At 31.6% G+C, this 23,171-nt stretch carries 22 protein-coding genes and 1 other RNA gene; 21 read left to right on the forward strand and 2 right to left on the reverse strand.

Features of this window, described 5'->3' with window-relative positions:
- The first annotated feature begins 122 nt into the window (after nt 1-122).
- The 16 genes from aroC (at nt 123) to HMPREF3265_RS06085 (ending at nt 16,688) form a co-directional block, all read left to right on the forward strand.
- Nucleotides 123-1,289, forward strand: coding sequence for a chorismate synthase (gene aroC / locus HMPREF3265_RS06010; protein ID WP_070485458.1), 1,167 nt, complete (start codon nt 123-125; stop codon nt 1,287-1,289).
- 32 nt (nt 1,290-1,321) lie between these two features.
- The gene (gene aroB / locus HMPREF3265_RS06015; protein ID WP_070581661.1) at nt 1,322-2,386 is read left to right on the forward strand and encodes a 3-dehydroquinate synthase; all 1,065 of its coding nucleotides are present in this window, start codon (nt 1,322-1,324) and stop codon (nt 2,384-2,386) included.
- 12 nt (nt 2,387-2,398) lie between these two features.
- Nucleotides 2,399-3,697 (forward strand): 3-phosphoshikimate 1-carboxyvinyltransferase, encoded by a 1,299-nt coding sequence (aroA, locus tag HMPREF3265_RS06020; protein ID WP_070581662.1) that lies wholly within the window; start codon nt 2,399-2,401, stop codon nt 3,695-3,697.
- A gap of 6 nt (nt 3,698-3,703) precedes the next feature.
- Nucleotides 3,704-4,948 (forward strand): tetratricopeptide repeat protein, encoded by a 1,245-nt coding sequence (locus HMPREF3265_RS06025; protein ID WP_037550462.1) that lies wholly within the window; start codon nt 3,704-3,706, stop codon nt 4,946-4,948.
- A gap of 14 nt (nt 4,949-4,962) precedes the next feature.
- Nucleotides 4,963-5,499: a YpiB family protein gene (locus HMPREF3265_RS06030; RefSeq protein WP_070861150.1), complete on the forward strand. Its 537-nt coding sequence runs from the start codon at nt 4,963-4,965 to the stop codon at nt 5,497-5,499.
- Between the two features lie 22 nt (nt 5,500-5,521).
- Complete coding sequence (locus HMPREF3265_RS06035) at nt 5,522-6,121, forward strand: DUF1405 domain-containing protein (protein ID WP_070861151.1); 600 nt, start codon at nt 5,522-5,524, stop codon at nt 6,119-6,121.
- 44 nt (nt 6,122-6,165) lie between these two features.
- Nucleotides 6,166-6,864: a zinc metallopeptidase gene (locus HMPREF3265_RS06040; protein ID WP_037550453.1), complete on the forward strand. Its 699-nt coding sequence runs from the start codon at nt 6,166-6,168 to the stop codon at nt 6,862-6,864.
- 290 nt (nt 6,865-7,154) lie between these two features.
- Nucleotides 7,155-7,472 carry a nucleotide pyrophosphohydrolase gene (locus HMPREF3265_RS06045; protein ID WP_011275748.1) on the forward strand — a complete coding sequence of 106 codons (318 nt, stop codon included), beginning with the start codon at nt 7,155-7,157 and terminating at the stop codon, nt 7,470-7,472.
- A 27-nt stretch (nt 7,473-7,499) separates the two neighbouring features.
- Nucleotides 7,500-8,630: an N-acetyl-alpha-D-glucosaminyl L-malate synthase BshA gene (gene bshA / locus HMPREF3265_RS06050; protein ID WP_070861152.1), complete on the forward strand. Its 1,131-nt coding sequence runs from the start codon at nt 7,500-7,502 to the stop codon at nt 8,628-8,630.
- A gap of 1 nt (nt 8,631) precedes the next feature.
- Nucleotides 8,632-9,834, forward strand: coding sequence for a CCA tRNA nucleotidyltransferase (locus HMPREF3265_RS06055; protein WP_070839646.1), 1,203 nt, complete (start codon nt 8,632-8,634; stop codon nt 9,832-9,834).
- Complete coding sequence (locus HMPREF3265_RS06060; protein WP_070861153.1) at nt 9,821-10,792, forward strand: biotin--[acetyl-CoA-carboxylase] ligase; 972 nt, start codon at nt 9,821-9,823, stop codon at nt 10,790-10,792. The genes HMPREF3265_RS06055 and HMPREF3265_RS06060 overlap by 14 nt, the downstream gene beginning before the upstream one ends.
- A gap of 31 nt (nt 10,793-10,823) precedes the next feature.
- Complete coding sequence (locus HMPREF3265_RS06065) at nt 10,824-13,526, forward strand: helicase C-terminal domain-containing protein (RefSeq protein WP_070861154.1); 2,703 nt, start codon at nt 10,824-10,826, stop codon at nt 13,524-13,526.
- Between the two features lie 110 nt (nt 13,527-13,636).
- The gene (asnS, locus tag HMPREF3265_RS06070; protein WP_070442981.1) at nt 13,637-14,929 is read left to right on the forward strand and encodes an asparagine--tRNA ligase; all 1,293 of its coding nucleotides are present in this window, start codon (nt 13,637-13,639) and stop codon (nt 14,927-14,929) included.
- Nucleotides 14,930-15,018: 89 nt separating this feature from the next.
- A complete protein-coding gene (locus tag HMPREF3265_RS06075; protein ID WP_070442984.1) occupies nt 15,019-15,705 on the forward strand; it encodes a DnaD domain-containing protein in 687 nt (228 codons plus the stop codon).
- The gene (gene nth, locus HMPREF3265_RS06080; RefSeq protein ID WP_070861155.1) at nt 15,695-16,354 is read left to right on the forward strand and encodes an endonuclease III; all 660 of its coding nucleotides are present in this window, start codon (nt 15,695-15,697) and stop codon (nt 16,352-16,354) included. Before HMPREF3265_RS06075 ends, nth begins: the two co-directional genes overlap by 11 nt.
- Before the next feature lie 4 nt (nt 16,355-16,358).
- Entirely contained in the window at nt 16,359-16,688 is a 330-nt protein-coding gene (locus HMPREF3265_RS06085; RefSeq protein ID WP_037550426.1) for a YpoC family protein, read from the forward strand.
- 163 nt (nt 16,689-16,851) lie between these two features.
- Here the strand turns inward: HMPREF3265_RS06085 and HMPREF3265_RS06090 are convergent, their stop codons facing one another.
- Entirely contained in the window at nt 16,852-19,122 is a 2,271-nt protein-coding gene (locus HMPREF3265_RS06090) for a transglycosylase domain-containing protein (RefSeq protein ID WP_070861156.1), read from the reverse strand.
- Complete coding sequence (recU, locus tag HMPREF3265_RS06095; protein ID WP_070861157.1) at nt 19,119-19,745, reverse strand: Holliday junction resolvase RecU; 627 nt, start codon at nt 19,743-19,745, stop codon at nt 19,119-19,121. The genes HMPREF3265_RS06090 and recU overlap by 4 nt, the downstream gene beginning before the upstream one ends.
- Before the next feature lie 304 nt (nt 19,746-20,049).
- Between recU and HMPREF3265_RS06100 the strand changes: the two genes are divergently transcribed.
- The 5 genes from HMPREF3265_RS06100 to HMPREF3265_RS06120 all read left to right on the forward strand — a co-directional run bounded on the left by HMPREF3265_RS06100 (nt 20,050) and on the right by HMPREF3265_RS06120 (nt 23,075).
- Nucleotides 20,050-20,388 (forward strand): DUF1798 family protein, encoded by a 339-nt coding sequence (locus HMPREF3265_RS06100; RefSeq protein WP_070581681.1) that lies wholly within the window; start codon nt 20,050-20,052, stop codon nt 20,386-20,388.
- 10 nt (nt 20,389-20,398) lie between these two features.
- A complete protein-coding gene (locus HMPREF3265_RS06105) occupies nt 20,399-20,962 on the forward strand; it encodes an SLOG family protein (protein ID WP_070581683.1) in 564 nt (187 codons plus the stop codon).
- A 10-nt stretch (nt 20,963-20,972) separates the two neighbouring features.
- Nucleotides 20,973-21,311, forward strand: coding sequence for a cell division regulator GpsB (gene gpsB, locus HMPREF3265_RS06110; protein ID WP_037550412.1), 339 nt, complete (start codon nt 20,973-20,975; stop codon nt 21,309-21,311).
- Between the two features lie 133 nt (nt 21,312-21,444).
- Nucleotides 21,445-21,828: RNase P RNA component class B (rnpB, locus tag HMPREF3265_RS06115), an RNA gene on the forward strand.
- 113 nt (nt 21,829-21,941) lie between these two features.
- Nucleotides 21,942-23,075, forward strand: coding sequence for a THUMP domain-containing class I SAM-dependent RNA methyltransferase (locus HMPREF3265_RS06120; protein ID WP_070861158.1), 1,134 nt, complete (start codon nt 21,942-21,944; stop codon nt 23,073-23,075).
- The last annotated feature ends 96 nt before the right edge of the window (nt 23,076-23,171 follow it).

Consider the following 23,171-nt stretch of genomic DNA (forward strand, 5'->3'; position numbering starts at 1 on the left):
ATTATTAAAATATTCTAATAAATTAAAAAATACTGTAGCACACTAGTTATGTTATAAGGTTGAATGTGATATGATAACACATATCACAATTTAACGTAGTAAAGGGAAAGGAGCGTATTCTCATGAGATATTTAACATCTGGAGAATCACATGGTCCTCAATTAACAGTAATTATTGAAGGTGTGCCTGCTAATTTAGAAATTAAAGCGGAAGATATAAATAAAGAAATGTTTAAACGTCAAGGTGGCTACGGTAGAGGACGTCGTATGCAAATTGAAAAAGATGCAGTAGAGATTGTATCAGGAGTCAGAAATGGATATACACTTGGTAGTCCAATTACGATTGTTGTCACAAATGATGATTTCACACATTGGAGAAATATTATGGGTATTGAGCCTATTTCTGATGAAGAAAGAGATAATATGAAACGTACGATTACAAAACCCCGTCCTGGACACGCAGATTTAATCGGTGGTATGAAATATAATCATAGAGATTTAAGAAATGTTTTAGAACGTTCATCGGCTCGAGAGACAGCAGCACGTGTTGCAGTAGGTGCAGTTTCTAAAATTCTTCTAGAACAATTAGACATTCACATGTATAGTCGTGTTGTTGAAATTGGTGGTATTAAAGATGAAGGTTTATATGATACTGAAACATTCAAACAAAATATTGATAAGAATGACGTACGTGTAATTGATGAAACTATCGCTCAAAAAATGAGAGATAAAATTGATGCTGCTAAAAAAGATGGCGATTCAATTGGTGGTGTTGTTCAAGTTATGGTTGAAAATATGCCTGTTGCAGTCGGTAGTTATGTGCAATATGATCGTAAATTAGATGGTCGTATAGCACAAGGTGTTGTAAGTATTAACGCATTTAAAGGAGTAAGCTTTGGTGAAGGATTCAAAGCTGCTGAAAAACCAGGTAGCGAAATTCAAGACGAAATTTTATATGATAATGAAATTGGATTCTATAGAGGCTCCAATCATTTAGGTGGCTTTGAAGGTGGAATGACAAATGGTATGCCAATTATTGTTAATGGTGTTATGAAGCCAATTCCTACTTTATATAAACCACTTAATTCCGTTGATATTAATACTAAAGAAGACTTCAAAGCCACGATTGAACGTTCTGACAGTTGTGCAGTACCTGCAGCAAGTGTTGTTTGTGAACATGTTGTTGCTTTTGAGGTTGCTAAAGCCATTACAGAAGAGTTTCAATCCAATCATATCGATCAGCTAAAAACCCAAATTGATGAACGAAGACGCCTTAATATTGAATTCTAATAAATTATTAGGTAAGGAACGAGGTATTTCATATGCAATTACAAACAACTTATCCAAATAATAATTATCCAATTATAGTTGAACATAATGCTTTCGAGGAGTTATCTGAATATATACAAGACTATGATAAAGTGTTTCTTATCATTGATGAATACGTCGATTTTAACTTTAAAACTAAGTTTACACCGTTACTTGAATCAACACATATATATAAGATAATAGTTCCAGCTGGTGAGAAGATGAAGACGTTTGAACATTATCAACAAACGCTAGAACACCTTCTTGAATACAATTTAACACGTAATACTTGTTTAGTTGCGATAGGAGGCGGTGCTACTGGAGATTTCACTGGATTTCTTGCTTCATCTTTATTAAGAGGTGTTGATTTCATACAAGTACCTACAACAATACTTGCCCATGACTCTAGCGTGGGAGGTAAAGTAGGGATTAATTCCATTCACGGTAAAAATTTAATTGGCGCATTTTATAGACCAAAAGCTGTGATATACGATTTAAATTTCTTAGCAACATTGCCTTATGACGAAATACTAAGTGGGTATGCTGAAGTTTATAAGCATGCACTATTAACAGGTCAAGTTGCAGTAGATGACATTGAAAAACACTTCTCCACAAAAGAAAAACTAGAATCTTTGAATGATATAGATCAGTTTATTTTCAAAGGAATTAAAGCTAAACTAAACGTCATCATTAAAGATGAAAAAGAGCACAATATGCGAAAGTATTTAAATTTAGGACATACATTCGGTCATGCCGTTGAGTACAAGACTAAAATACCACATGGTCATGCTGTTATGATTGGAATCATTTACCAATTTATAGTTGCTAATACTTTACTTGATACACAATTCGACATCTCATATTATGCTAAGTATTTAAAGAAACTTCATTATCCAGTTCAAATTGTTCAGCAATTAAACTTTGATGATATGTATCACTATATGCTAACTGATAAGAAAAATAATGGTGAAGGTATTCAAATGGTATTACTTGAAGAACTTGGAAAACCACGAGTATGTCACGTTGAAAAAACTATATTAATAAAAGCATTTAACGATTTACAACTAGTATTAAAGTAGGTGGATTACAGTATGTCAAATGAGCAAATAATAGATATAAAAGGGCCATTAATTGGAGAAATTGAAGTGCCCGGAGACAAGTCAATGACCCATCGAGCGATTATGTTGGCGTCTTTAGCAACTGGTCAATCGACTATATATAAGCCTCTTTTGGGTGAAGATTGTTTACGCACAATAGAAATATTTAAATTATTAGGTGTTAACTTACAGCTTGCTGATGAAAAGATTATAGTTGATTCACCTGGTTATAATAAATTTAAAACACCACATCAAACACTATATACTGGAAATTCTGGTACTACAACCCGATTATTAGCTGGTTTACTAAGTGGGCTCAATCTAAATTGCGTTTTGTCCGGTGATGCTTCAATAGGTAAACGACCTATGGATAGAATAATGAAGCCACTCAGATTAATGGGGGCAAATATTACTGGCATTGACGATAATTTTACACCATTAATTATTAAACCCGCTTCAATTAATGGTATTACCTATAAAATGGAAGTAGCCAGTGCACAAGTCAAAAGTGCATTATTATTTGCAAGTCTATTTTCTAATGACATTTCTAAAATTACTGAGTTAGATGTAAGTCGAAATCATACTGAAACAATGTTTGAACATTTTAATATTCCGATTAGCATTTCTGGTAAAGAAATTACTACTCAACCAAATGCTATCGAACATATAAAAGCTAAAGATTTTTATGTGCCTGGTGATATCTCTTCAGCAGCATTCTTTATAGTGGCAGCACTTATTACTCCTGGTAGTGATATTACAATTCATAATGTTGGCATCAATCCAACTCGTTCAGGTATTATAGATATCGTTAAACAAATGGAAGGAAATATTGAATGTTTAAATATCACAGATACATCAGAACCTACTGCATCAATCCGTGTTAAATACACACCAAACTTAAAACCTGTTCTTATTGAAGGTGATATAGTTCCAAAAGCTATTGACGAGTTACCAATTATTGCACTATTGTGTACACAAGCAAGTGGTACTAGTATTATTAAAGATGCAGAAGAATTAAAAGTGAAAGAAACTAATCGAATTGATACGACTGCAGACATGCTCGGTTTATTAGGGTTTGAATTGCAACCCACTGATGACGGACTTATTATTCATCCTTCAGAATTTAAAAAGTCAGCAACCGTAGATAGTTTAACAGATCACCGAATAGGGATGATGTTAGCTATTGCATCATTATTAAGTGATGAACCACTGAATATCCGTCAGTTTGATGCAGTAAATGTATCGTTCCCAGGTTTCCTTCCTAAATTAATGCTTTTAGAAAATGAGGGATAAAACAGTATGGAAGATATCTATAAATTAATAGACGATATCAATCTTCAAAAATTAGATAATTTAGATTCTCGTGTAAATGATGCTTTAACTTCTAATAATGACGATGCATTATTTATTCTTGGTGAAACCCTATATAATTTTGGTTTAACACCTCAAGGTCTAGAGGTATTTAGAACTTTATATCATAAATATCCAGATGAAAGTGAATTACTTATATATTTTATTGAAGGTCTAATGTCAGAGAATCAAACTGATGAAGCATTAGAATATTTAAGTCAAGTTGCAATATCAACAGAAAAATTAATGTTAGAGGCTGATTTATATCAGCAAATTAATATGACAGAAGTTGCCATTGATAAATTAATTGAAGCTAGGGAATTAGAGCCAAATGATCCAATCATCCATTTCGCATTAGCTGAGATGCTATATTTTGATGGTCAATATTTGCGCGCTACACGTGAATATGAAGTCGTATTAGATACGGGTGAATACGAAGTAAATGGTATTAATTTATTTGCTCGTATGGCAGATTGTGCATTACAAAGTGGAAACTATAGTGATGCGATTAATCTATATGATGAAATTAATGAAGATGAAATGACTTCTGAAGATTTCTTCAAAAAAGCAATCGCGTATGAAAAAAATGATATCACTCATGAAGCCATTAAAATTACTAAGAACCTTCTATCGAAAGATCCCGATTTTATTCAAGGATACTTCTATTTACAATCACTTTATGAAAATGAAAAAAATTATCCTGATGCCATTGAGACCGGCAAAGAGGGGTTACGTTTAAATCAATTTTATAAAGAATTGATGGTTTCAACAGGAAGTTTAGAAATTGAACATGGTGATGCAAATGAAGGTGTTGAATTACTAAAACAAGCACTTGAAGTGGACAATGCTTATCATGAACCTTTATTAATTTTGAGTGATTTGTTCCGAAATGAAGAAGATTATGAAGCAATCATCGCATTGCTATCATATGTCGATGAAGATGATTTGGACCCTGTATTCATGTGGCATTTAGCTCATGCATTTGGCCAAGAAGAACGTGATAAAGAAGCACAACATTTCTTTGAACTAGCTTATCCTACAATGAAAACTCAAAGCGCTTTCTTAAATGACTATTACTATTATTTAATCGAAATCGGTTATAAAGAAAAAGCGAAAACAATATTACAACAATTAATAGAAATGGACCCTAGTAATGAGACATGGCAAGAAGAAGCCAATCGTCTTGATTATTAATGTAGGTGATTCTTTTGACTCAAACACTTACACAAATGAAACAAAGTTATATTGAATATACTTTGTTTCATTATCATTTTAAATCACGAATTAGCGTGTGGATTTTAAATTATATTAAATCTCATACCGAGTTACTAGAACATGTACATTTTGTAAACCAAAGAATATTTGACCATAAAACGTTAGAACTTGCTTTAACAAATACAGATGCACCAGCAATTAGATTAGTTAAAAATAATCACTTACTCATTAATACAAATGAGATATTCGAATACGTAACAACTCATCATAACGACTTCGATATTCTTATTCATTTTTCAGACCAACACTCGATAGATTTTAGATTCAATGATTTAATTATTCATCAATTAATGTACTCTCCTCAGTACATGGCTTATCTAAACACAATTTATAGTTTACCTTTAGATTCTACAAAAGTGCATTCGCTAGTAGAACACTTACGACATAATATAGATTTAAGCTTACAACTTAATGATCGAGAACAATTTTACCAATTAACACAGATTTTAGAAGTCCTTGAAAACCGATAAAGTCACAAAGGAATTTAATCACATGCTTACATTAAAACAGATGTGGGAGTTAACCTTATATCGCCACTCTTGCTTAATCTTTTTACTTATTTTCAACATACTCGGTACCTTATATGGATTTATTTGGTATGGTGATCAATTAGTTAAAACACCTTGGTATTTCTTGCCATTTATACCAGATAGCCCAATCGCTTCACTTTTTTTGTGTATTGTTATTATTTGTCTCATTTTTAATAAGCATATCCCATTTGTAGAGGCGCTTGCATTCGTAACTTTAGTTAAATATGGACTTTGGGCAATAATAATGAATATTCTCATGATTAATCTAGATCATAACTTAACCATAATGAATGTTTTTTTGATTATGAGTCATGGTATTATGGCGATTCAAGCTATTTATTTCTATCCTCGTTTAAAAATTAGGATTAGTGGGCTATTAGTGGCAATGATCTGGGTACTTAACAATGACTATATGGATTATGTTTTAAATAAGTACCCGTACTATGATTTTATTGAACAGCACAAAGAGATGGTAGGCTATATTGCTTTCTGGCTAAGTGTTTTTGCACTAAGTTTATATTATAATTTAAAAAAAATCTTATCGGTTAAATTATTTGATTAAATACTAGATAGTCAGTAGAATATGATTAAAGGAGAGTGGAATTATTGTCTATAATGTCTTATATAATATATATTGTCATTATTATGCTCATTCCTATGTGGGCACAACACAAAGTAAAATCTAACTATGAAAAATATGCACAAGTAAGATCAACAAGTGGTAAAACTGGTCGCGAGGTAGCAGAAGAAATACTTCATGCAAATGGTATTTATGATGTTGACGTAGTAAAGGGTGAAGGTTTCTTAACAGACCACTATGATCCTAAAAAGAAAGTTGTTTGTTTATCTCCTGCAAACTTCGATAGACCTTCAGTAGCTGGTACAGCTATTGCTGCACACGAAGTTGGACATGCGATTCAACATCAACAAGGGTATGCATTTTTAAGATTTAGAAGTGCATTAGTACCACTAGCTAATTTAGGTAGTTCATTAAGTTACATGATTATCATGTTAGGTATTATCTTAACAGCTATGGGTAGTGCATTTGGCTCAACAGCTTTATGGATTGGTGCTGGGTTAATGTCACTTGCAGTCTTATTCTCAATCGTAACTTTACCTGTTGAATTTGACGCAAGTTCAAGAGCAATGAAACAAATAACTGCATTAAACATTGTAAATGAAAAAGAATATAAACATGCTAAAAAGGTTCTTTCAGCCGCTGCAATGACTTATGTTGCTGCTACTGCGACAGCTGTTGCAGAACTAGTTAGAATTATTCTAATCGCTAAAGCAAGTGATAATTAATGAAATTAGGGTTATAGGTATAAAAAACAATGATGTAAAAACTACTATAAATTTTTAGTAGTTATTTAAAACTTTGAATATACAAATACCAAATTTTTTAACTTTAGATATCCTTATAAGAGAGTAGAACAATGAATTCAAGATGAATTCTGTTCTGCTCCTTTTTTATTTTTTAAATATAGCAGTATGATTTAAAATATAGTCTGTTCTTTTCATATTCATAAAATGCATGATTTTTTAATATGATATATACTTAATAAGAGTCAATAATAAAGGAGAAAGTGATCGTAATGAAATCTATGAAAGAAATGCAAAATGAAGTGGATGCGTACATTGGACAATTCAAAGCTGGTTATTTTTCTCCACTGGCAAATTTAGCACGTTTAACAGAAGAAGTTGGAGAACTTGCTAGAGAGATAAACCACTATCATGGTGAAAAGAAAAAGAAAGAAACTGAAGAAGATAATACAATTAAAGCTGAATTAGGAGACAATTTATTTGTTTTACTTTGTATAGCTAATTCATTAGATATTGATATGACTGAAAGTTTTAATGAAACAATGGAAAAGTTCAACACTAGAGATAAAAATCGTTTTGAACGCAAATAAATATAAACAAGAGGAGGATAGATTTTCATGAAAATAGGTATCACATGTTATCCATCTATGGGCGGTTCTGGTATTATTGCTACTGAGCTAGGAATAAAAATGGCAGAAAGAGGCCATGAAGTACATTTTATAACTTCCAATATTCCTTTTAGAATACGTAAGCCTTTACCTAATATTACTTTTCATCAAGTTGAAGTAAATCAATATGCAGTCTTTCAATATCCTCCATATGATATTACTTTGAGTACTAAAATTTCAGAAGTTATAAAGGAATACGATTTAGATGTATTACACATGCACTATGCAGTACCTCATGCAGTTTGTGGAATTTTAGCACGTCAAATGTCTGGAAAAGATATTAAAATAATGACCACGTTACACGGTACTGATATCACAGTGCTAGGTTACGACCATTCACTCAAAGGCGCCATTAAATTTGGGATTGAGCAAAGTGATATTGTTACAAGTGTGAGTCACTCTTTAGCACATCAAACTAAATCAATCATTGAAACCGAGAAAGAAATTGTTCCTATTTATAATTTTGTGCGTGAAAATGAATTTCCAACGCGTCATGATGAAACGCTTAAAGAAGTATATGGTATTAAACCTGATGAAAAGGTACTTATACATGTATCTAATTTTAGAAAAGTGAAACGCATAGATACTATATTAGAGACATTTGCTAAAGTTCATAAAAACATACCAAGTAAATTAATCTTGTTAGGAGACGGTCCTGAATTATTAGACATGAGAAAGTTAGCGCGTCACTTAGGCATCGATAGTGATGTACTATTCTTAGGCAAGCAAGACCAAGTAAGTGAATTTTACCAAATGTCTGATTTAGTACTTCTATTAAGTGAAAAAGAAAGCTTTGGATTAACTTTGCTTGAGGCAATGAAAACAGGAGTAGTGCCGATAGGTTCTAATGCTGGTGGGATTAAAGAGGTTATTAAACATGATAAGACTGGTTTCATTGTGGATATAGGAGATAGCACTAGTGCAAGTGAATATGCGTTACAACTGCTTTCAAATAAAGAATTATATAATAAAATGCAAACTGCTATGTTAAAGGATATTGATGTACGATTTGGTTCAGAATTAATAACTGATCAATATGAACACTACTATAGAAAAATGTTAAATCAAAAAGAGGATTAGTATGGGAACAGAACTATTTAATCAAGCAAAACCCATTTTAGAAAAAATAGAACAACATGGATTTGAAGCATATTTCGTTGGTGGATCGGTGAGAGATTACTTAATGAACAGACCCATTCACGACATCGATATTACTACTAGTGCTACACCAGATGAAATAGAAACAATATTTGACAAGACTATCCCAATCGGGAGAGAGCATGGCACTATAAATGTCGTGTATCAAGGAACAAATTATGAAGTAACAACCTTCAGAGCTGAAGCAGAGTATGTTGATCATCGTAGGCCTAGTGAAGTCTATTTCGTGCGTGATTTAAAAGAAGATTTACAACGTCGTGACTTTACAATTAATGCAATTGCCATGGATAAAAATTTTAATATTTATGACTATTTTGACGGTAATGCAGCATTAAATCAACATATTATTAAAACTGTTGGTGATGCTAAAGAACGGTTTAAAGAGGATGCATTACGCATTTTAAGAGGCTTACGCTTTCAATCCCAATTGAATTTTACTATAGAAGGTGATACTTTTGATGCGATGAAACATCAAATCGCAGATGTAGAACATTTATCTATAGAACGCATTGTCGTGGAATTAAAAAAATTAATTAAAGGTCAAAATGTAAGCCAAAGCTACCTAAACCTAATAGGTTTGAATTTCTTTAATTATGTACCTTTCTTTAGAAGTCTTGATATGAAGCAAACTAAAGTTAATTCACCAATAAGCTTTGAATTATGGTTAGCAATATTAATGACTGTTGAACAAACAAATACTTCACTTTCTGACTTAAATATAAGCAACAATGAGAAAACTAAAATCAATCAATATCATAAAATAATGCTAGAGATGCCTCATGTTTCATCTAAAGATCAATTAAAATTATTCGTTTATAACTATGGTATGAATAATATTTTAGATATCATTGCTATTAATTCAATACTTGAAGACAATAACATTAAAGTAGCCTCTCCGTTAATATTTAATCTTCAATCAATAAAAGAAATTGATCAACATTTACCTATTAGAAGTCGTAGAGATCTAAACATTAATGGTGGAGATATACTTAGAATTACGTCTAAAAAAAGTGGCCCTTGGCTGAAAGAAGTTCTTAGACAAATAGAAAATGATGTGTTAACAAATAAAGTTCCAAATTTAAAAGATGAATTATTGAAGTGGGTGAAAGAGAATGTCAAAATATAGTCAAGATGTTATACGTATGTTATATATACATCAATCTGAATATATTTCGGGACAATATATTGCTGATCAGCTAAATATTTCTAGAGCAGCTGTTAAAAAAGTCATTGATCAATTAAAAAAAGATGGTTGCAAAATCGAATCTATCAATCATAAAGGCCACCAATTAAATGAACTCCCAGATAGTTGGTATAATGGTATCGTATCTTATATTTTAAAAAATTCACAACTAGCTTCGGAGATAAAAGTATTTGAAAGTGTTGAATCAACTCAGATTATTGCTAAGCAAGAATTGGTAGATAATAATAAGTCTATGATTATATTAAGTGACGAACAAACAAAAGGAAGAGGTCGATTTAATCGTAATTGGGCTTCTTCAAAAGGAAAAGGCTTATGGATGTCTCTAGTATTGCGTCCAAATGTACCTTTTTCAATGATCCCAAAATTTAACTTGTTTATTGCTTTAGGAATTAGGGATGCAATACAATCTTTCACGAATGATAAAGTAGAAATTAAATGGCCGAACGATATCTATATTGCTGATAAAAAAGTATGTGGTTTTTTAACTGAAATGATAGCAAATTACGATTCAATTGACGCTATTATTTGTGGTATAGGTATTAATTTAAACCACAGTGACAGTGATTTCTCTGATGATATTAAACAGAGAGCAACAAGCATTCGTTTACATAGTAATAATAAAATTAATCGATACTCATTTTTAGAAAAGCTCATTTCATCAATCGAAAAACGATATTCACAATTTTTAACAAAGCCTTTTACAGAAATTCGAAATGAGTATATTGAAGCCTCAAATATATGGCAACGCCAATTGCGTTTCACTGAAAACGACAAACAATTTATAGGTGAAGCAATCGATATTGATGACGATGGTTTCTTAATAGTTAGAGACGAAAATAATGAAGTTAGACGCCTTATTAGTGCGGATATAGATATATAATGCGAATGACATGAGATAAGGAGAGTTAGTTATGGGACACACAAGTTATGCAGTTGTGGATTTAGAGACAACTGGCAATCAACTTGATTATGATAAAATTATACAAATTGGTATTACTTTTGTAAGTAACAATAAAATATCTGGGACTTATCATTCTATGATTCGTACTGATTTGGAAATTCCTCCATTCATCCAAGCGTTGACTTCTATTGAAGATACCATGTTAGAGCAAGCCCCTTATTTTCATGAAATTGCACAAGAAATTTACAAACAATTGAAAGATTGTGTGTTCGTTGCTCATAATGTTGATTTTGACTTAAATTTTATAAAAAAAGCCTTTCAAAACTGTAATATAGATTTTGAACCTAAAAAGGTTCTGGATACGTTAGAAGTATTTAAAATTGCTTATCCTACTGATAAGAGTTATCAACTTAGTGAATTAGCAGAGGCACACGACATACCCTTAGACAACGCACATAGGGCTGATGAAGACGCTACTACTACTGCATTACTAATGATTAAAGCCTTTCAAAAGTTCGAACAACTACCAATAGATACATTAAAACAACTCTATTATTTAAGTAAAAATTTAAAATATGACTTATTTAATGTCTTGTTTGAAATGGTACGTCAACATGAAAATTCACCTTTAGATAATCAATACGGTCAATTCGAACAAATAATTTATAAAAAGCAAATTGATTTAAAAGCACCTAAAACAACATTTAATGGATCACTTAAAGAATTGTATAGTGAAGTAGTTAAATCACTTAATCTAACATATCGTCCACAACAACTATATTTATCTGAAATCATCTTAGAGCAACTCATGCACAATGATAAAGCGATGATTGAAGCACCTTTAGGTAGTGGAAAGTCATTGGCATATCTTTTGGCGGCTTTGATGTATAACATTGAAACTGGACGTCATGTCATGATTTCGACTAATACTAAACTGTTGCAAAATCAACTTTTGCTAAAAGATATTCCGAGTATCAATCAAGCACTAAACTTTAAAATTAATGCCACACTCATAAAAAGTAAATCTGAATACATTTCACTTGGCTTAATTAGTCAGATTTTGAAAGATGAAACTACCAACTATGAAGTTAATATTTTAAAAATGCAATTATTGACCTGGATTATCGAAACGAAAACTGGAGATATTCAAGATTTAAATCTTAAAGGTGGCCAGAAAATGTATTTTGACCAAAAGATTGAAACTTATGTACCAGTTAGACATGATATACATTATTACAATTACATCAAACGAAATGCACATCATATTCAAATCGGAATCACTAATCATGCACATCTCATACACTCAGACCAAGAGAATTCAATTTATCAACTTTTCGATGATTGTATAATTGATGAGGCACATCGTTTACCTGACTATGCATTAAACCAAGTCACTAATGAACTCGATTATTCAGATTTAAAATATCAACTTGGTTTAATAGGAAAAAATGAAAATGAAAAATTATTAAAAGCGATTGATAAACTAGAACAACAACGAATTTTAGAACGTTTAGATATCGCACCGATAGATGTATTCGGTTTGAAAATGAATATATCAGAAATACATGATTTAAATGAACGTCTATTTAATCATATATTCGAAATCATTCAAAACTCTGACGTTTATGATGACGATATACATCGACACCATTATGTATTTGAATTTGATTCAACTCAGATACTTAAAGATTTGCATTTGATTGTTGATAAGATAAATAAGACATTAGAAATTTTTAATGGTATGACGCACAAAACAATTAAGACTTTACGCAAACAACTTTTATATATTAATGATACTTATCGAAATATAGAGCAGAGTTTAAAAGATAAACATACTGCGTACTTATCCATTAGGAATCTAACTCAAAAGTCAACTATTAAATTGATTGTTAAAGATTATGCAGTTCGTGATATTTTAACGACTCGCGTTTTAGATAAATTTAATTCATTAACATTTATTTCTGGAACATTGACGTTTAATCATAAGTTTGATGCCTTTAAAAATTGGTTTAAAGAAGATGTGCATTTTAACACGTATCAAGTTCCATCGACATTATCTAATCGCACGAATACGAACGTGTTTATTCCTAGTGATGTTAGTTCTTATAACTTCAAAAATATCGATGATTACATAGCATCTATAGTGGATTATATTCAAGAGTATGTAACAATCACTGATTCGAAATGTTTAGTGTTATTTACAAGCTACCGTATGATGCACATGGTACAAGAGTTATTAAATGAATTACCCACTTTTGAAGACTATGTAGTACTTACACAACAACAAAATCAAAACTATAAAATTGTTCAACAATTTAATAATTTTGATAAGACAATTTTACTTGGCACATCAACGTTTTTCGAAGGTTTTGATTATCAAGCTAAAGGTATTAAATGTGTTATGATAGCTAAACTTCCATTTATGAATAAATACAATACGAAACATTGGCTTATGGATTCTGAATTTGATTCTACCTTTAAGGACTATGTTTTACCCGACGCAGTTACTCGTTTTAGACAAGGTTTAGGTCGTTTAATTCGCAATGAAGATGATCAAGGGTTGATTGTCTCTTTTGATGATCGTCTTGTAAGCAGTAACTATAAAAACTTTTTTGCTCAAACTTTAGAAAATTATAAGCAAAAAAAGGGCGATATTAAACAATTTAGCAAACTTGTTAACAAAATCCAACATAATATTGATGCTAATAAATGATTCAAACTGTTATACATTGAGATAGTGTGTTCACATGCTAGAACTTCACAATTTATTTTGTTAAAATAAATAAGTATTGATTACAAAGAATGACAATTAGGAGATTGGTTATGAAAACAACGATTAAACAAGCTAAACAACATCTTAACCAAGAAGTGACTATTGGTGCTTGGTTAACAAATAAACGTTCAAGTGGCAAGATTGCCTTTTTACAATTACGTGATGGTAGTGGCTTTATGCAAGGTGTAGTGGTTAAATCAGAGGTTTCTGAAGAAACATTCCAACTAGCTAAAGAAATTACACAAGAATCATCACTTTATGTGACTGGTGTTATCACAGAAGATAACCGTTCAGATTTAGGCTACGAAATGCAAGTGAAATCAATTGAAGTTATTCACGAAGCACATGATTATCCAATTACACCTAAAAATCACGGTACTGAATTTTTAATGGATCATAGACATTTATGGTTGCGTTCAAAAAAACAACATGCTGTTATGAAAATCAGAAATGAAATTATTAGAGCGACATACGAATTCTTTAATGAAAATGGATTCACTAAAATTGATCCTCCAATCTTAACAGCAAGTGCTCCAGAAGGAACAAGTGAATTGTTCCATACTAAGTACTTTGATGAAGATGCTTTCCTTTCTCAAAGTGGTCAATTATATATGGAAGCAGCTGCAATGGCTCATGGTCGTGTATTCTCATTTGGACCAACTTTTAGAGCTGAAAAATCTAAAACTCGACGCCATTTGATTGAATTCTGGATGATTGAACCAGAAATGGCATTTACAAATCATGTGGAAAGTTTAGAAGTCCAAGAACAGTATGTATCACATGTCGTTAAATCTGTACTTAAAAATTGTCAATTAGAACTTAAAGCACTAGATAGAGATACGAGTAAACTTGAAAAGGTTTCAGCACCTTTCCCAAGAATTTCTTATGATGATGCAATTAAGTTCTTAAAAGAAGAAGGTTTCGATGATATTGAGTGGGGCGAGGACTTCGGTGCACCACATGAAACTGCTATTGCAAATCATTATGATTTACCGGTATTTATTACAAATTATCCAACTAAAATCAAACCATTCTATATGCAACCAAATCCAGAGAATGAAGAAACAGTTTTATGTGCAGATTTAATTGCACCAGAAGGTTATGGTGAAATCATTGGTGGTTCTGAACGTATTAATGATTTAGAATTATTAGAACAACGTATAGATGAACATCAATTAGACGCTGAAAGTTATAACTATTATTTAGACTTACGTCGTTATGGTAGTGTGCCACATAGCGGATTTGGATTAGGGTTAGAGAGAACTGTTGCTTGGATTTCTGGTGTGGAACACGTAAGAGAAACTGCTCCATTCCCACGATTATTAAATCGTTTATATCCATAAGTTCTAATCCCACATACCATATTAATTTACTCGTCCAGTCAGCATGTTGACTGGACGCTTTTTCAACTTTAAAGAGGGGGAATATCAATTTGAATAAAATTCAACTCAAAACACGTCCTGTCGTCGTTAGAAGAGAATTATTTGACCATTATAGTGAATTAGGACTGACAGAAAAAGATTTAATTATTTTAATTAAATTGATTTATGCCTCTGAAACAACAAATAAACAACCATCCATCGATGAGTTGAAATTAGGCTCAGATATGGAACCACGTGAAATAACTAGCATCATTCAGCATTTAATTCAAAGGGATTTATTACAACTTCATGTAAAAAAGGACGAAGAAGGTAAATTTACGGAATATATGAATTTAGATGGTTTCTATGAAAAATTAAGCAATATTTTATCTCAAGATCATTCAAAACAACTAACAAATCAAGCTCAACAAAATTTTAAAGACCTTTTCCAATATATAGAATCCTTGTTTGCTAGACCTATTTCACCATATGAAATTGAAACACTTAATCAATGGATTGACACAGACAAGCATGACTTTACTTTAATTAGAGCAGCGTTAGATGAAGCATATAGTCATGACAAACTTAGTTTCAAGTACGTAGATCGTATATTGTTAAATTGGAAAAAGAATAATGTCACAACTACTGAAGAATCTAAGAAAATAAGAGAACAATTTAACAAGCCATCTATGACACATACGGTTAATCATATACCAAAATTTGATTGGTTAAATGGGGAGAAGTTAGATGATAAGTAAAAAGAAAGCACTAGAAATGATAGATGTCATAGCTGATATGTTTCCAAATGCTGAATGCGAGCTCAAACATGATAATACTTTCGAATTAACAATTGCAGTCCTTTTATCAGCTCAATGTACCGATAATTTAGTAAATAAAGTTACACGTACGCTTTTTCAAAAATATAAAACGCCTCAAGACTACTTGAATGTGGATATCGAAGAACTGCAAAATGATATACGTTCGATTGGCTTATATCGTAACAAAGCGAAAAATATACAAAAGCTTTGTCAGTCACTACTCGAACAATTCAATGGTCAAATTCCTAGTACTCATAAAGAATTAGAAAGTTTAGCTGGAGTCGGTCGTAAAACAGCAAATGTTGTTATGAGTGTAGCTTTCGATGAGCCATCATTAGCAGTTGATACGCATGTTGAACGTGTTTCTAAGCGACTAGGAATTAATAGATGGAAAGATAATGTGACACAAGTAGAAGATAGATTATGTAGTATTATTCCAAAGGAAAGATGGAGTAGAAGTCATCATCAACTTATCTTCTTTGGTCGCTACCATTGTTTAGCTAGAAAGCCTAAGTGTGACATATGTCCCTTACTAAATGATTGTAGAGAAGGGCAAAAACGTATGAAAGGACAATTAAAGGAAGCTTGATTAAATGATTAATAAACAAGAATTTGATGAAATTGAAGAGTTACTTGATGAATACACTAAACAAAGAGCATTAAATTCATCAAACGCTAAGCCAGTAATCGATAAGTACTTTGATTTAATAATTCAATTTTTTAAAGAAATTAATGAAATTAAAACTATTGATTTCAAATTATTAGATCAATACCCAGTAGTTCCAATGAACTTTGAAGAACGCTATCGATATATGTTAGCTAGAAAATATCACTTTATGGGTTATAGTCAAATGAAGACTTTAAAAAATGAGTTAATTAAAATGAATGCGTCATACCAAATTAGAAGAAAGCGACAAAGTTAATACTATAACAGTAATTAGCCAGTAAAATGAGTTATTTAATTCATCTACTGGCTTATATTTATACTCAAATATTTAAGTTTGTATCAATGATTATAAAGAAAGGCAATTTCTATTTGATGTAATAGAAATTGCCTTCTTTTAATTATTTAACATTTCAAAAACACTATGAGGACTTTTTAAAATCGAAAATATTATTTAAATTAAAGATGTTTGAAAGTGTACTTCCGACAGTATTAGTACCTTGTGTTGTTGAATTATTGTTTGTAGTTCCTGAATTAGTATTGCCACTATTATTAGTGTTACTACTATTAGAATTACTTGAGTTATTTGAGCTATTTGATGAACTTGAGCCACTGCTACCATTTACTTCACGATTAGTCGTGTTGTTATCTAGGTGACCACTTACTGATAAATTATCAGCGCTTGAGCCATTAACTGAATCTGGTTTCTTGAAGTCACCATCATCACTTGAAGTAATATCAGACATAACATCCTCATATAAATATTGTGGATATTCTTGTTCTGAGTGACCTAAGAATGAGTTAACGCCACCTTCTTTAATTTCACTAAAGCCCATCCAGATAGACATTGTGTATTTAGGTGTGAAACCATTTATCCAAACGTCTTTTGCAGCGTTATCAGGTAGGTTATATTGTTGGTTAATTTCAGTACCATAAGTACTTGTACCAGTTTTAGCACCCATAGTAACGCCTGATACGCCATGCCCATAGGCTGAACCATAGGCTTTGAATGTACCTGTAAGCATTTCAGCTAACATATAAGAAGTGTAGTCTTTCATAGCTTTATGACTTGTATGGTCAAACTCAATTGTGTCATCATCAGCTGTTACAACTTTTTGGATAGAATGTGCGTTATTGTAAGTACCGCCGTTAGCAATTGCTGCGAAAGCAGATGCTAATTGAGTAGGTGAGAACTCAGAAGCGCCACCACCAAGTACATCAGAAGGGCCAATGTCACTTTGATAATCTAATCCAACTTTTGATGCGAATTTCTTAGCTGCATTATCCCCAGCTTGTGAATTAACTTGTTGCCAAGTTTTAAGCGCTGGAATGTTGAAACTTTGTCTTAACGCATCATACGCAGTTACAGTACCATGTCCATTTCCATCATAGTTACGGAATGTACCACCATCAATTGAATAGCTTGATTCGTCTTGAATTGCATGATTCGTAGCCCATTGCATGTTTTCAATAGCTGGACCATAAGCTAAGAACGGTTTCAATGATGAACCAGTTAAATGCGCATCAGTTGCAGCGTTATTGTCAACAACGTCCTTGAAGTTACGACCTCCAGAAATTGCAACTAAGCCACCAGTCTTACTATCAAGAATTGTAGAACCAACACGTTGGTCTTCATTTTTATAGTAATTACCGTTGTCTATACGATCTTGTAATGTTTTTTGAACATCTTTGTCCATATTTGTATAAATCTTAATTCCACTTTGAAGAACATCACTCAAGTTTTTATTCTTGAATTCTTTATTGTTCATCAATTCAGATTTAACAAAGTTCACATATGAATCGTATTCTGAATCAGAGTTATCAGTGCCAATTTGACGTTCCTTAGCTGTACGATCTACTAAATTAGCTTTTAAATTAATTTTCTTAGCGGCATTATACTCTTTATCAGAAATTCTGTTGTGATAATGCATTAAATAGAGTACAGTGTTTTTACGATTTTCCGCTTGTTTAGGGTTGTCGTAAATATTATAAAGGTTAGGCACCTGTGGTAAACCTGCTAAATATGCTTCTTCCGCAAGATTTAAATCTTTCAAATCTTTATTGAAGTAATATTTAGCTGCAGCTTTAACGCCATAAACACCATCTGAATAATAAATTTTATTTAAGTACATTTGGAAGATTTCATCTTTACTGTACTCTTGTTCTAGACGGTAGGATAGGTAAGCTTCTTGTGCTTTACGTCCGATAGATTTCTCTTCACTTAAGAATGCTCGTTTAACTACTTGTTGTGTTAAAGTAGATGCACCTTGTGAACCAAATCCACCAGTCAAGTTTTTACCAATGGCACCAAATAAACGTTTATAGTCAATTGCACCGTGGTCATAGAATCGGTTATCTTCAGTTGCTAACACAGCATTTCTCATATTTTTAGGAACATCTTTTAACTCAACATGTTCTCTTCTTGCGCCGTTATCTAATTTTTTTACTAAATCACCATTTTTGTCGTAAATTTCTGCCGGTTTAGGATCTTGTAATTTAGATTCGGTAAATGCAGGAGCTTTCCATGCATAATACGCAAATAATAAAATGCCTAATAGAACTAAAACGATAAAGGCAATTAATAAAAAGCCAATAATCTTGATAATCGTTCTTTTCACATTCTTATTCTTTTTTGCTTTGGACTTCCCATTTTTACCATTTTTAGGTTGAGAAGATCCTTTATTTTCCGTCATACGCGGTCCTCACTTTCATCTAATATCAACTTATCAACTGCATTGAGGTAATTTAATCTTGGTTGATACTGATAAGGAATATAGTAACTATTTTTTCTTATTTCTTCAACTGTTATTGATTTTTTTATTTCATTTTTATATCTATCCCAATATTTTTGGAATTTGGAAAATGGCAATAAATATACTTCATCAAGTAATTTGAATCTTATAATTAAAAATACAATTCCTTTTTGAAGAAATGCATTTTTCATATGTTCTACTTGATGATCATGAATATTATTCAAAGGAAAAGATGTTTTATTTTTAGTTTCCTTTGCTTCAAAATCAATATAATGACCATTATAAACGCCATTATAATCTGTAGTTGAAGGTGTACGAAAGTAAGCCTCATTTATAACTGCTTTACTTCGCTTGGGATAATGAACATTAACGATTTGAACAGGTGTTGGTTTTTTATGGATAACCGCTTTACCATGTTTTAAATAATAATCATTTGAAAGTTCAATATCCTTTTCAAGAGTCATACCACGGCCACCATATTCTATATTACTAAAATTCGATTTACCGTTTCTTCCGACCATAGTCGTATTTCCCTTAAAAGGTTTTCCATTAGGGTAATTCATTTAATTCACCACACAAGTTTGAATTCATATAATAGTGGTTATGTAATACTTACACTAACTAATACTATTAATAATCATTTATGTAAAATGATTATATGTTCAAACTATGATAGATAATAATAAAAATAGACAAATAAGTATTTAATCTTATCTATGAATTTCATTATTAATCTACTTTATTTTAACGTTAATTAACTAGTAAAACAATATTTCAATGTATTTATCCTGTTTATATAGCTAGCAATTTAAATGACGGTTAGTTTAAATTATGATAAATTAAATTGAATATAAGGGGGGCGTCTTCATGGATACTATGTTGATAAATGATTTAATCAATGAATTACATACAATAGAAGATCGCTATAATATTGTTAAAAATTCCGAGACGAACTTTGATTTTTATGAAGTAGTTTACCCTTATTCGCAAGCGATAGACACTAAGTTAGAAAATCTCATTAAATTAAAACCCCAGATTATTCAATTGAGTTATATGAATGCTAATAAGTTTGATTTACTAATTAAGTCATATAAAGAATTATCAGTAGATTGTCACTTTTATAGAACAAGCAAAAAGCTTTTTAATGAGAAGTTAAAAGCTGTTAACTACGATTTAAATTATATTTATCAAACTATTGAAGGGTGATGTTGAGCATTTGAAAACTGTGTATGTAACAGGGTATAAATCTTTTGAACTAAATATTTTCAAAGATGACGCACCTGAAGTATATTATTTAAAAGCTTTTATCAGACATAAATTATTACAATATATTGATGAGGGGCTTGAGTGGGTACTTATTCAAGGACAACTTGGTATTGAATTATGGACGGCTGAAGTAGTTATTGATTTGCGAGTTGAGTATCCCGATTTAAAATTAGGAATTATAACGCCTTTTTATGGGCATACTTCTAAGTGGAATGAACAGAATCAAATGAAGTATAATAAAATTGCTCAAGAAGCTGATTTTATGGAAAGTGTACATCATACCGAATATGAAGGACCATATCAATTTAAACAAACAGATCAGTTTATGTTAGATCATACAAATATGACTATACTTATATATGATGAAGAGCAAGAAGGAAGCCCAAAATTCTTTAAAAGGATGTTAGTTGATTTTATAAATAAAACAAACTATACTTGTGATATTGTGGCATTTGATGAACTCACTGATTTTATAAATGATATGCAGTGGGAGCAAGTTCAAAGTTTCGAATGAGGTGGAAAAAATGGCAGATGTTTCTTTAAAGCTTTCAGCAAAAGATATCTATGAAAAAGATTTCGAAAAAACTATGGCCCGTGGTTATCGTCGTGAGGAAGTAGATGCTTTTTTAGATGATATCATTACAGATTATCAAAAAATGGCTGATATGAATAATGAAGTTGTAAAATTGTCTGAAGAAAATAACAAATTAAAAAAAGAAGTTGAAGAATTAAGACTAAGAGTGGCAACAACAAGACCTTCTGACAATAAATCGTTTTCTTCAAACAACTCAAGTTCATCAAACAATAATGTTGATATTTTAAAAAGAATTTCAAATTTAGAAAAAGCTGTTTTTGGAAAGTAATCTAACTTAGCTTAATTAATGAATGTTATCAATTGGATATTTTTTGTCTAATAATAAGTATTCAATTAACAACAGATATTCTTTAAAAATATCTGTTATAGTATAAAAAATTATGATATAATCGCAAAAGTGATATTTTGGGTAATCGCTATAGAAATATAGAGGAAAGTCCATGCTCACACAGTCTGAGATGATTGTAGTGTTCGTGCTTGATGAAACAATAAATCAAGGCATTAATTTGACGGCAACGAAATAACCTAAGTCTTATGATATGGTTAAATTAGTTTGAAAGTGCCACAGTGACGTAGCTTTCATAGAAATATGAAGGGTGGAACGCGGTAAACCCCTCGAGTGAGCAATCCAAATTTGGTAGGAGCACTTGTTTAGCGGAATTCAACGTATAAACGAGACATCTTTATTCGGAATATAAAGATTTGTAGACAGATGGTTACCACCGACGTACCAGTACAACTAGTGTACGTTATGAGTACAACGGTACAGAACATGGCTTACAGAAATATCATGAACTAGTTTAGCTCTCCCATTGATTGGAGAGCTTTTTATTTTTTTACTCATACATAATAAATTTTGTTAACATATAAATATATCTATAAAAAAGGAGAAAACGTAATGTTCCAATTATTAGCAGTTTGTCCAATGGGATTAGAAGCTGTTGTAGCCAAAGAAATCCAAGAACTCGGTTATGAAACACAGGTTGAAAATGGACGTATCTTTTTTGAAGGTGATGCTAAAGCTATTGTGCAATGCAATTTATGGTTACGCACAGCTGATCGTATTAAAATTGTTGTAGGCCGTTTCAACGCTACAACATTTGATGAACTTTTTGAAAAAACAAAATCGCTACCTTGGGAAAACATTATTGATAAAGAAGGGCAATTCCCAGTTCAAGGTAGAAGTGTTAAATCAACATTATATAGTGTACCTGTCTGTCAAGCTATTACTAAAAAAGCGATTGTTGAACGTTTAAAAAAAGCTTATGATGAAAAAGGCTGGTTAAATGAATGTGGTGCTAAATACCCTGTTGAGGTAGCTATTTTAAAAGATAATGTATTATTGACTATCGATACCTCAGGTTCAGGTTTGAACCGTCGTGGATATCGTATTGCTCAGGGGGAAGCTCCTATTAAAGAAACGTTGGCAGCGAGTCTGGTACGACTTGCCAATTGGAAGGGAGATACGCCTTTTATAGATCCTTTCTGTGGTTCAGGTACTATTGCCATAGAAGCATGTTTAATCGCTCAAAATATTGCACCAGGCTTCAATCGAGATTTTGTTTCTGAAGAATGGAATATTATGCCTCCCAATATTTATGATGATATGCGAGATGATGCTGATCAACAAGCTAATTACGATAAAGACATTCAAGTATTTGCATCAGATATAGATCCTGAAATGGTTGAAATTGCTAAACGTAATGCTAAAGAAGTCGGCTTGGCAGATATAATCCAATTTAGTGTTAAAGATGTGAATACATTAACAATTGATACCGATGAATCAGTAGCTTTAGTTGGAAACCCTCCATATGGTGAACGAATTGGAGATAGGGAAGAAGTCGAAGAAATGTATCGTTATATTGGTAAATTAATGAATCAACATTCACATTTATCAACTTACATCTTGACTAGTAACAAGGAATTTGAATTTTTAGTTAATCGAAAAGCTACTAAAAGAAGAAAATTATTTAACGGCTATATTGAATGTACTTATTATCAATATTGGGGTAAAAAGCCAACTACTATATAATTTTTATTAAATTTGTAAATTTTTCTTAATGTAGCTAATAATATTTAATTAATTTAATCAATTCATTAGCACTCTTATTATTACTGATGTAAAGTG

The sequence above is a fragment of the Staphylococcus sp. HMSC62B09 genome (assembly GCF_001839115.1).
Lineage (GTDB): Bacteria > Bacillota > Bacilli > Staphylococcales > Staphylococcaceae > Staphylococcus > Staphylococcus haemolyticus.

Coding starts and splice junctions, on each gene's coding strand:
- bshA (WP_070861152.1), top strand. CDS start 7,500: ATGAAAATAGGTATCACATGTTATCCATCTATGGGCGGTTCTGGTATT.
- HMPREF3265_RS06065 (WP_070861154.1), top strand. CDS start 10,824: ATGGGACACACAAGTTATGCAGTTGTGGATTTAGAGACAACTGGCAAT.
- recU (WP_070861157.1), bottom strand. CDS start 19,745: ATGAATTACCCTAATGGAAAACCTTTTAAGGGAAATACGACTATGGTC.
- asnS (WP_070442981.1), top strand. CDS start 13,637: ATGAAAACAACGATTAAACAAGCTAAACAACATCTTAACCAAGAAGTG.
- HMPREF3265_RS06085 (WP_037550426.1), top strand. CDS start 16,359: ATGATTAATAAACAAGAATTTGATGAAATTGAAGAGTTACTTGATGAA.
- aroC (WP_070485458.1), top strand. CDS start 123: ATGAGATATTTAACATCTGGAGAATCACATGGTCCTCAATTAACAGTA.
- aroA (WP_070581662.1), top strand. CDS start 2,399: ATGTCAAATGAGCAAATAATAGATATAAAAGGGCCATTAATTGGAGAA.
- HMPREF3265_RS06035 (WP_070861151.1), top strand. CDS start 5,522: ATGCTTACATTAAAACAGATGTGGGAGTTAACCTTATATCGCCACTCT.
- gpsB (WP_037550412.1), top strand. CDS start 20,973: ATGGCAGATGTTTCTTTAAAGCTTTCAGCAAAAGATATCTATGAAAAA.
- HMPREF3265_RS06090 (WP_070861156.1), bottom strand. CDS start 19,122: ATGACGGAAAATAAAGGATCTTCTCAACCTAAAAATGGTAAAAATGGG.
- nth (WP_070861155.1), top strand. CDS start 15,695: ATGATAAGTAAAAAGAAAGCACTAGAAATGATAGATGTCATAGCTGAT.
- HMPREF3265_RS06055 (WP_070839646.1), top strand. CDS start 8,632: ATGGGAACAGAACTATTTAATCAAGCAAAACCCATTTTAGAAAAAATA.
- aroB (WP_070581661.1), top strand. CDS start 1,322: ATGCAATTACAAACAACTTATCCAAATAATAATTATCCAATTATAGTT.
- HMPREF3265_RS06060 (WP_070861153.1), top strand. CDS start 9,821: ATGTCAAAATATAGTCAAGATGTTATACGTATGTTATATATACATCAA.
- HMPREF3265_RS06025 (WP_037550462.1), top strand. CDS start 3,704: ATGGAAGATATCTATAAATTAATAGACGATATCAATCTTCAAAAATTA.
- HMPREF3265_RS06100 (WP_070581681.1), top strand. CDS start 20,050: ATGGATACTATGTTGATAAATGATTTAATCAATGAATTACATACAATA.
- HMPREF3265_RS06045 (WP_011275748.1), top strand. CDS start 7,155: ATGAAATCTATGAAAGAAATGCAAAATGAAGTGGATGCGTACATTGGA.
- HMPREF3265_RS06120 (WP_070861158.1), top strand. CDS start 21,942: ATGTTCCAATTATTAGCAGTTTGTCCAATGGGATTAGAAGCTGTTGTA.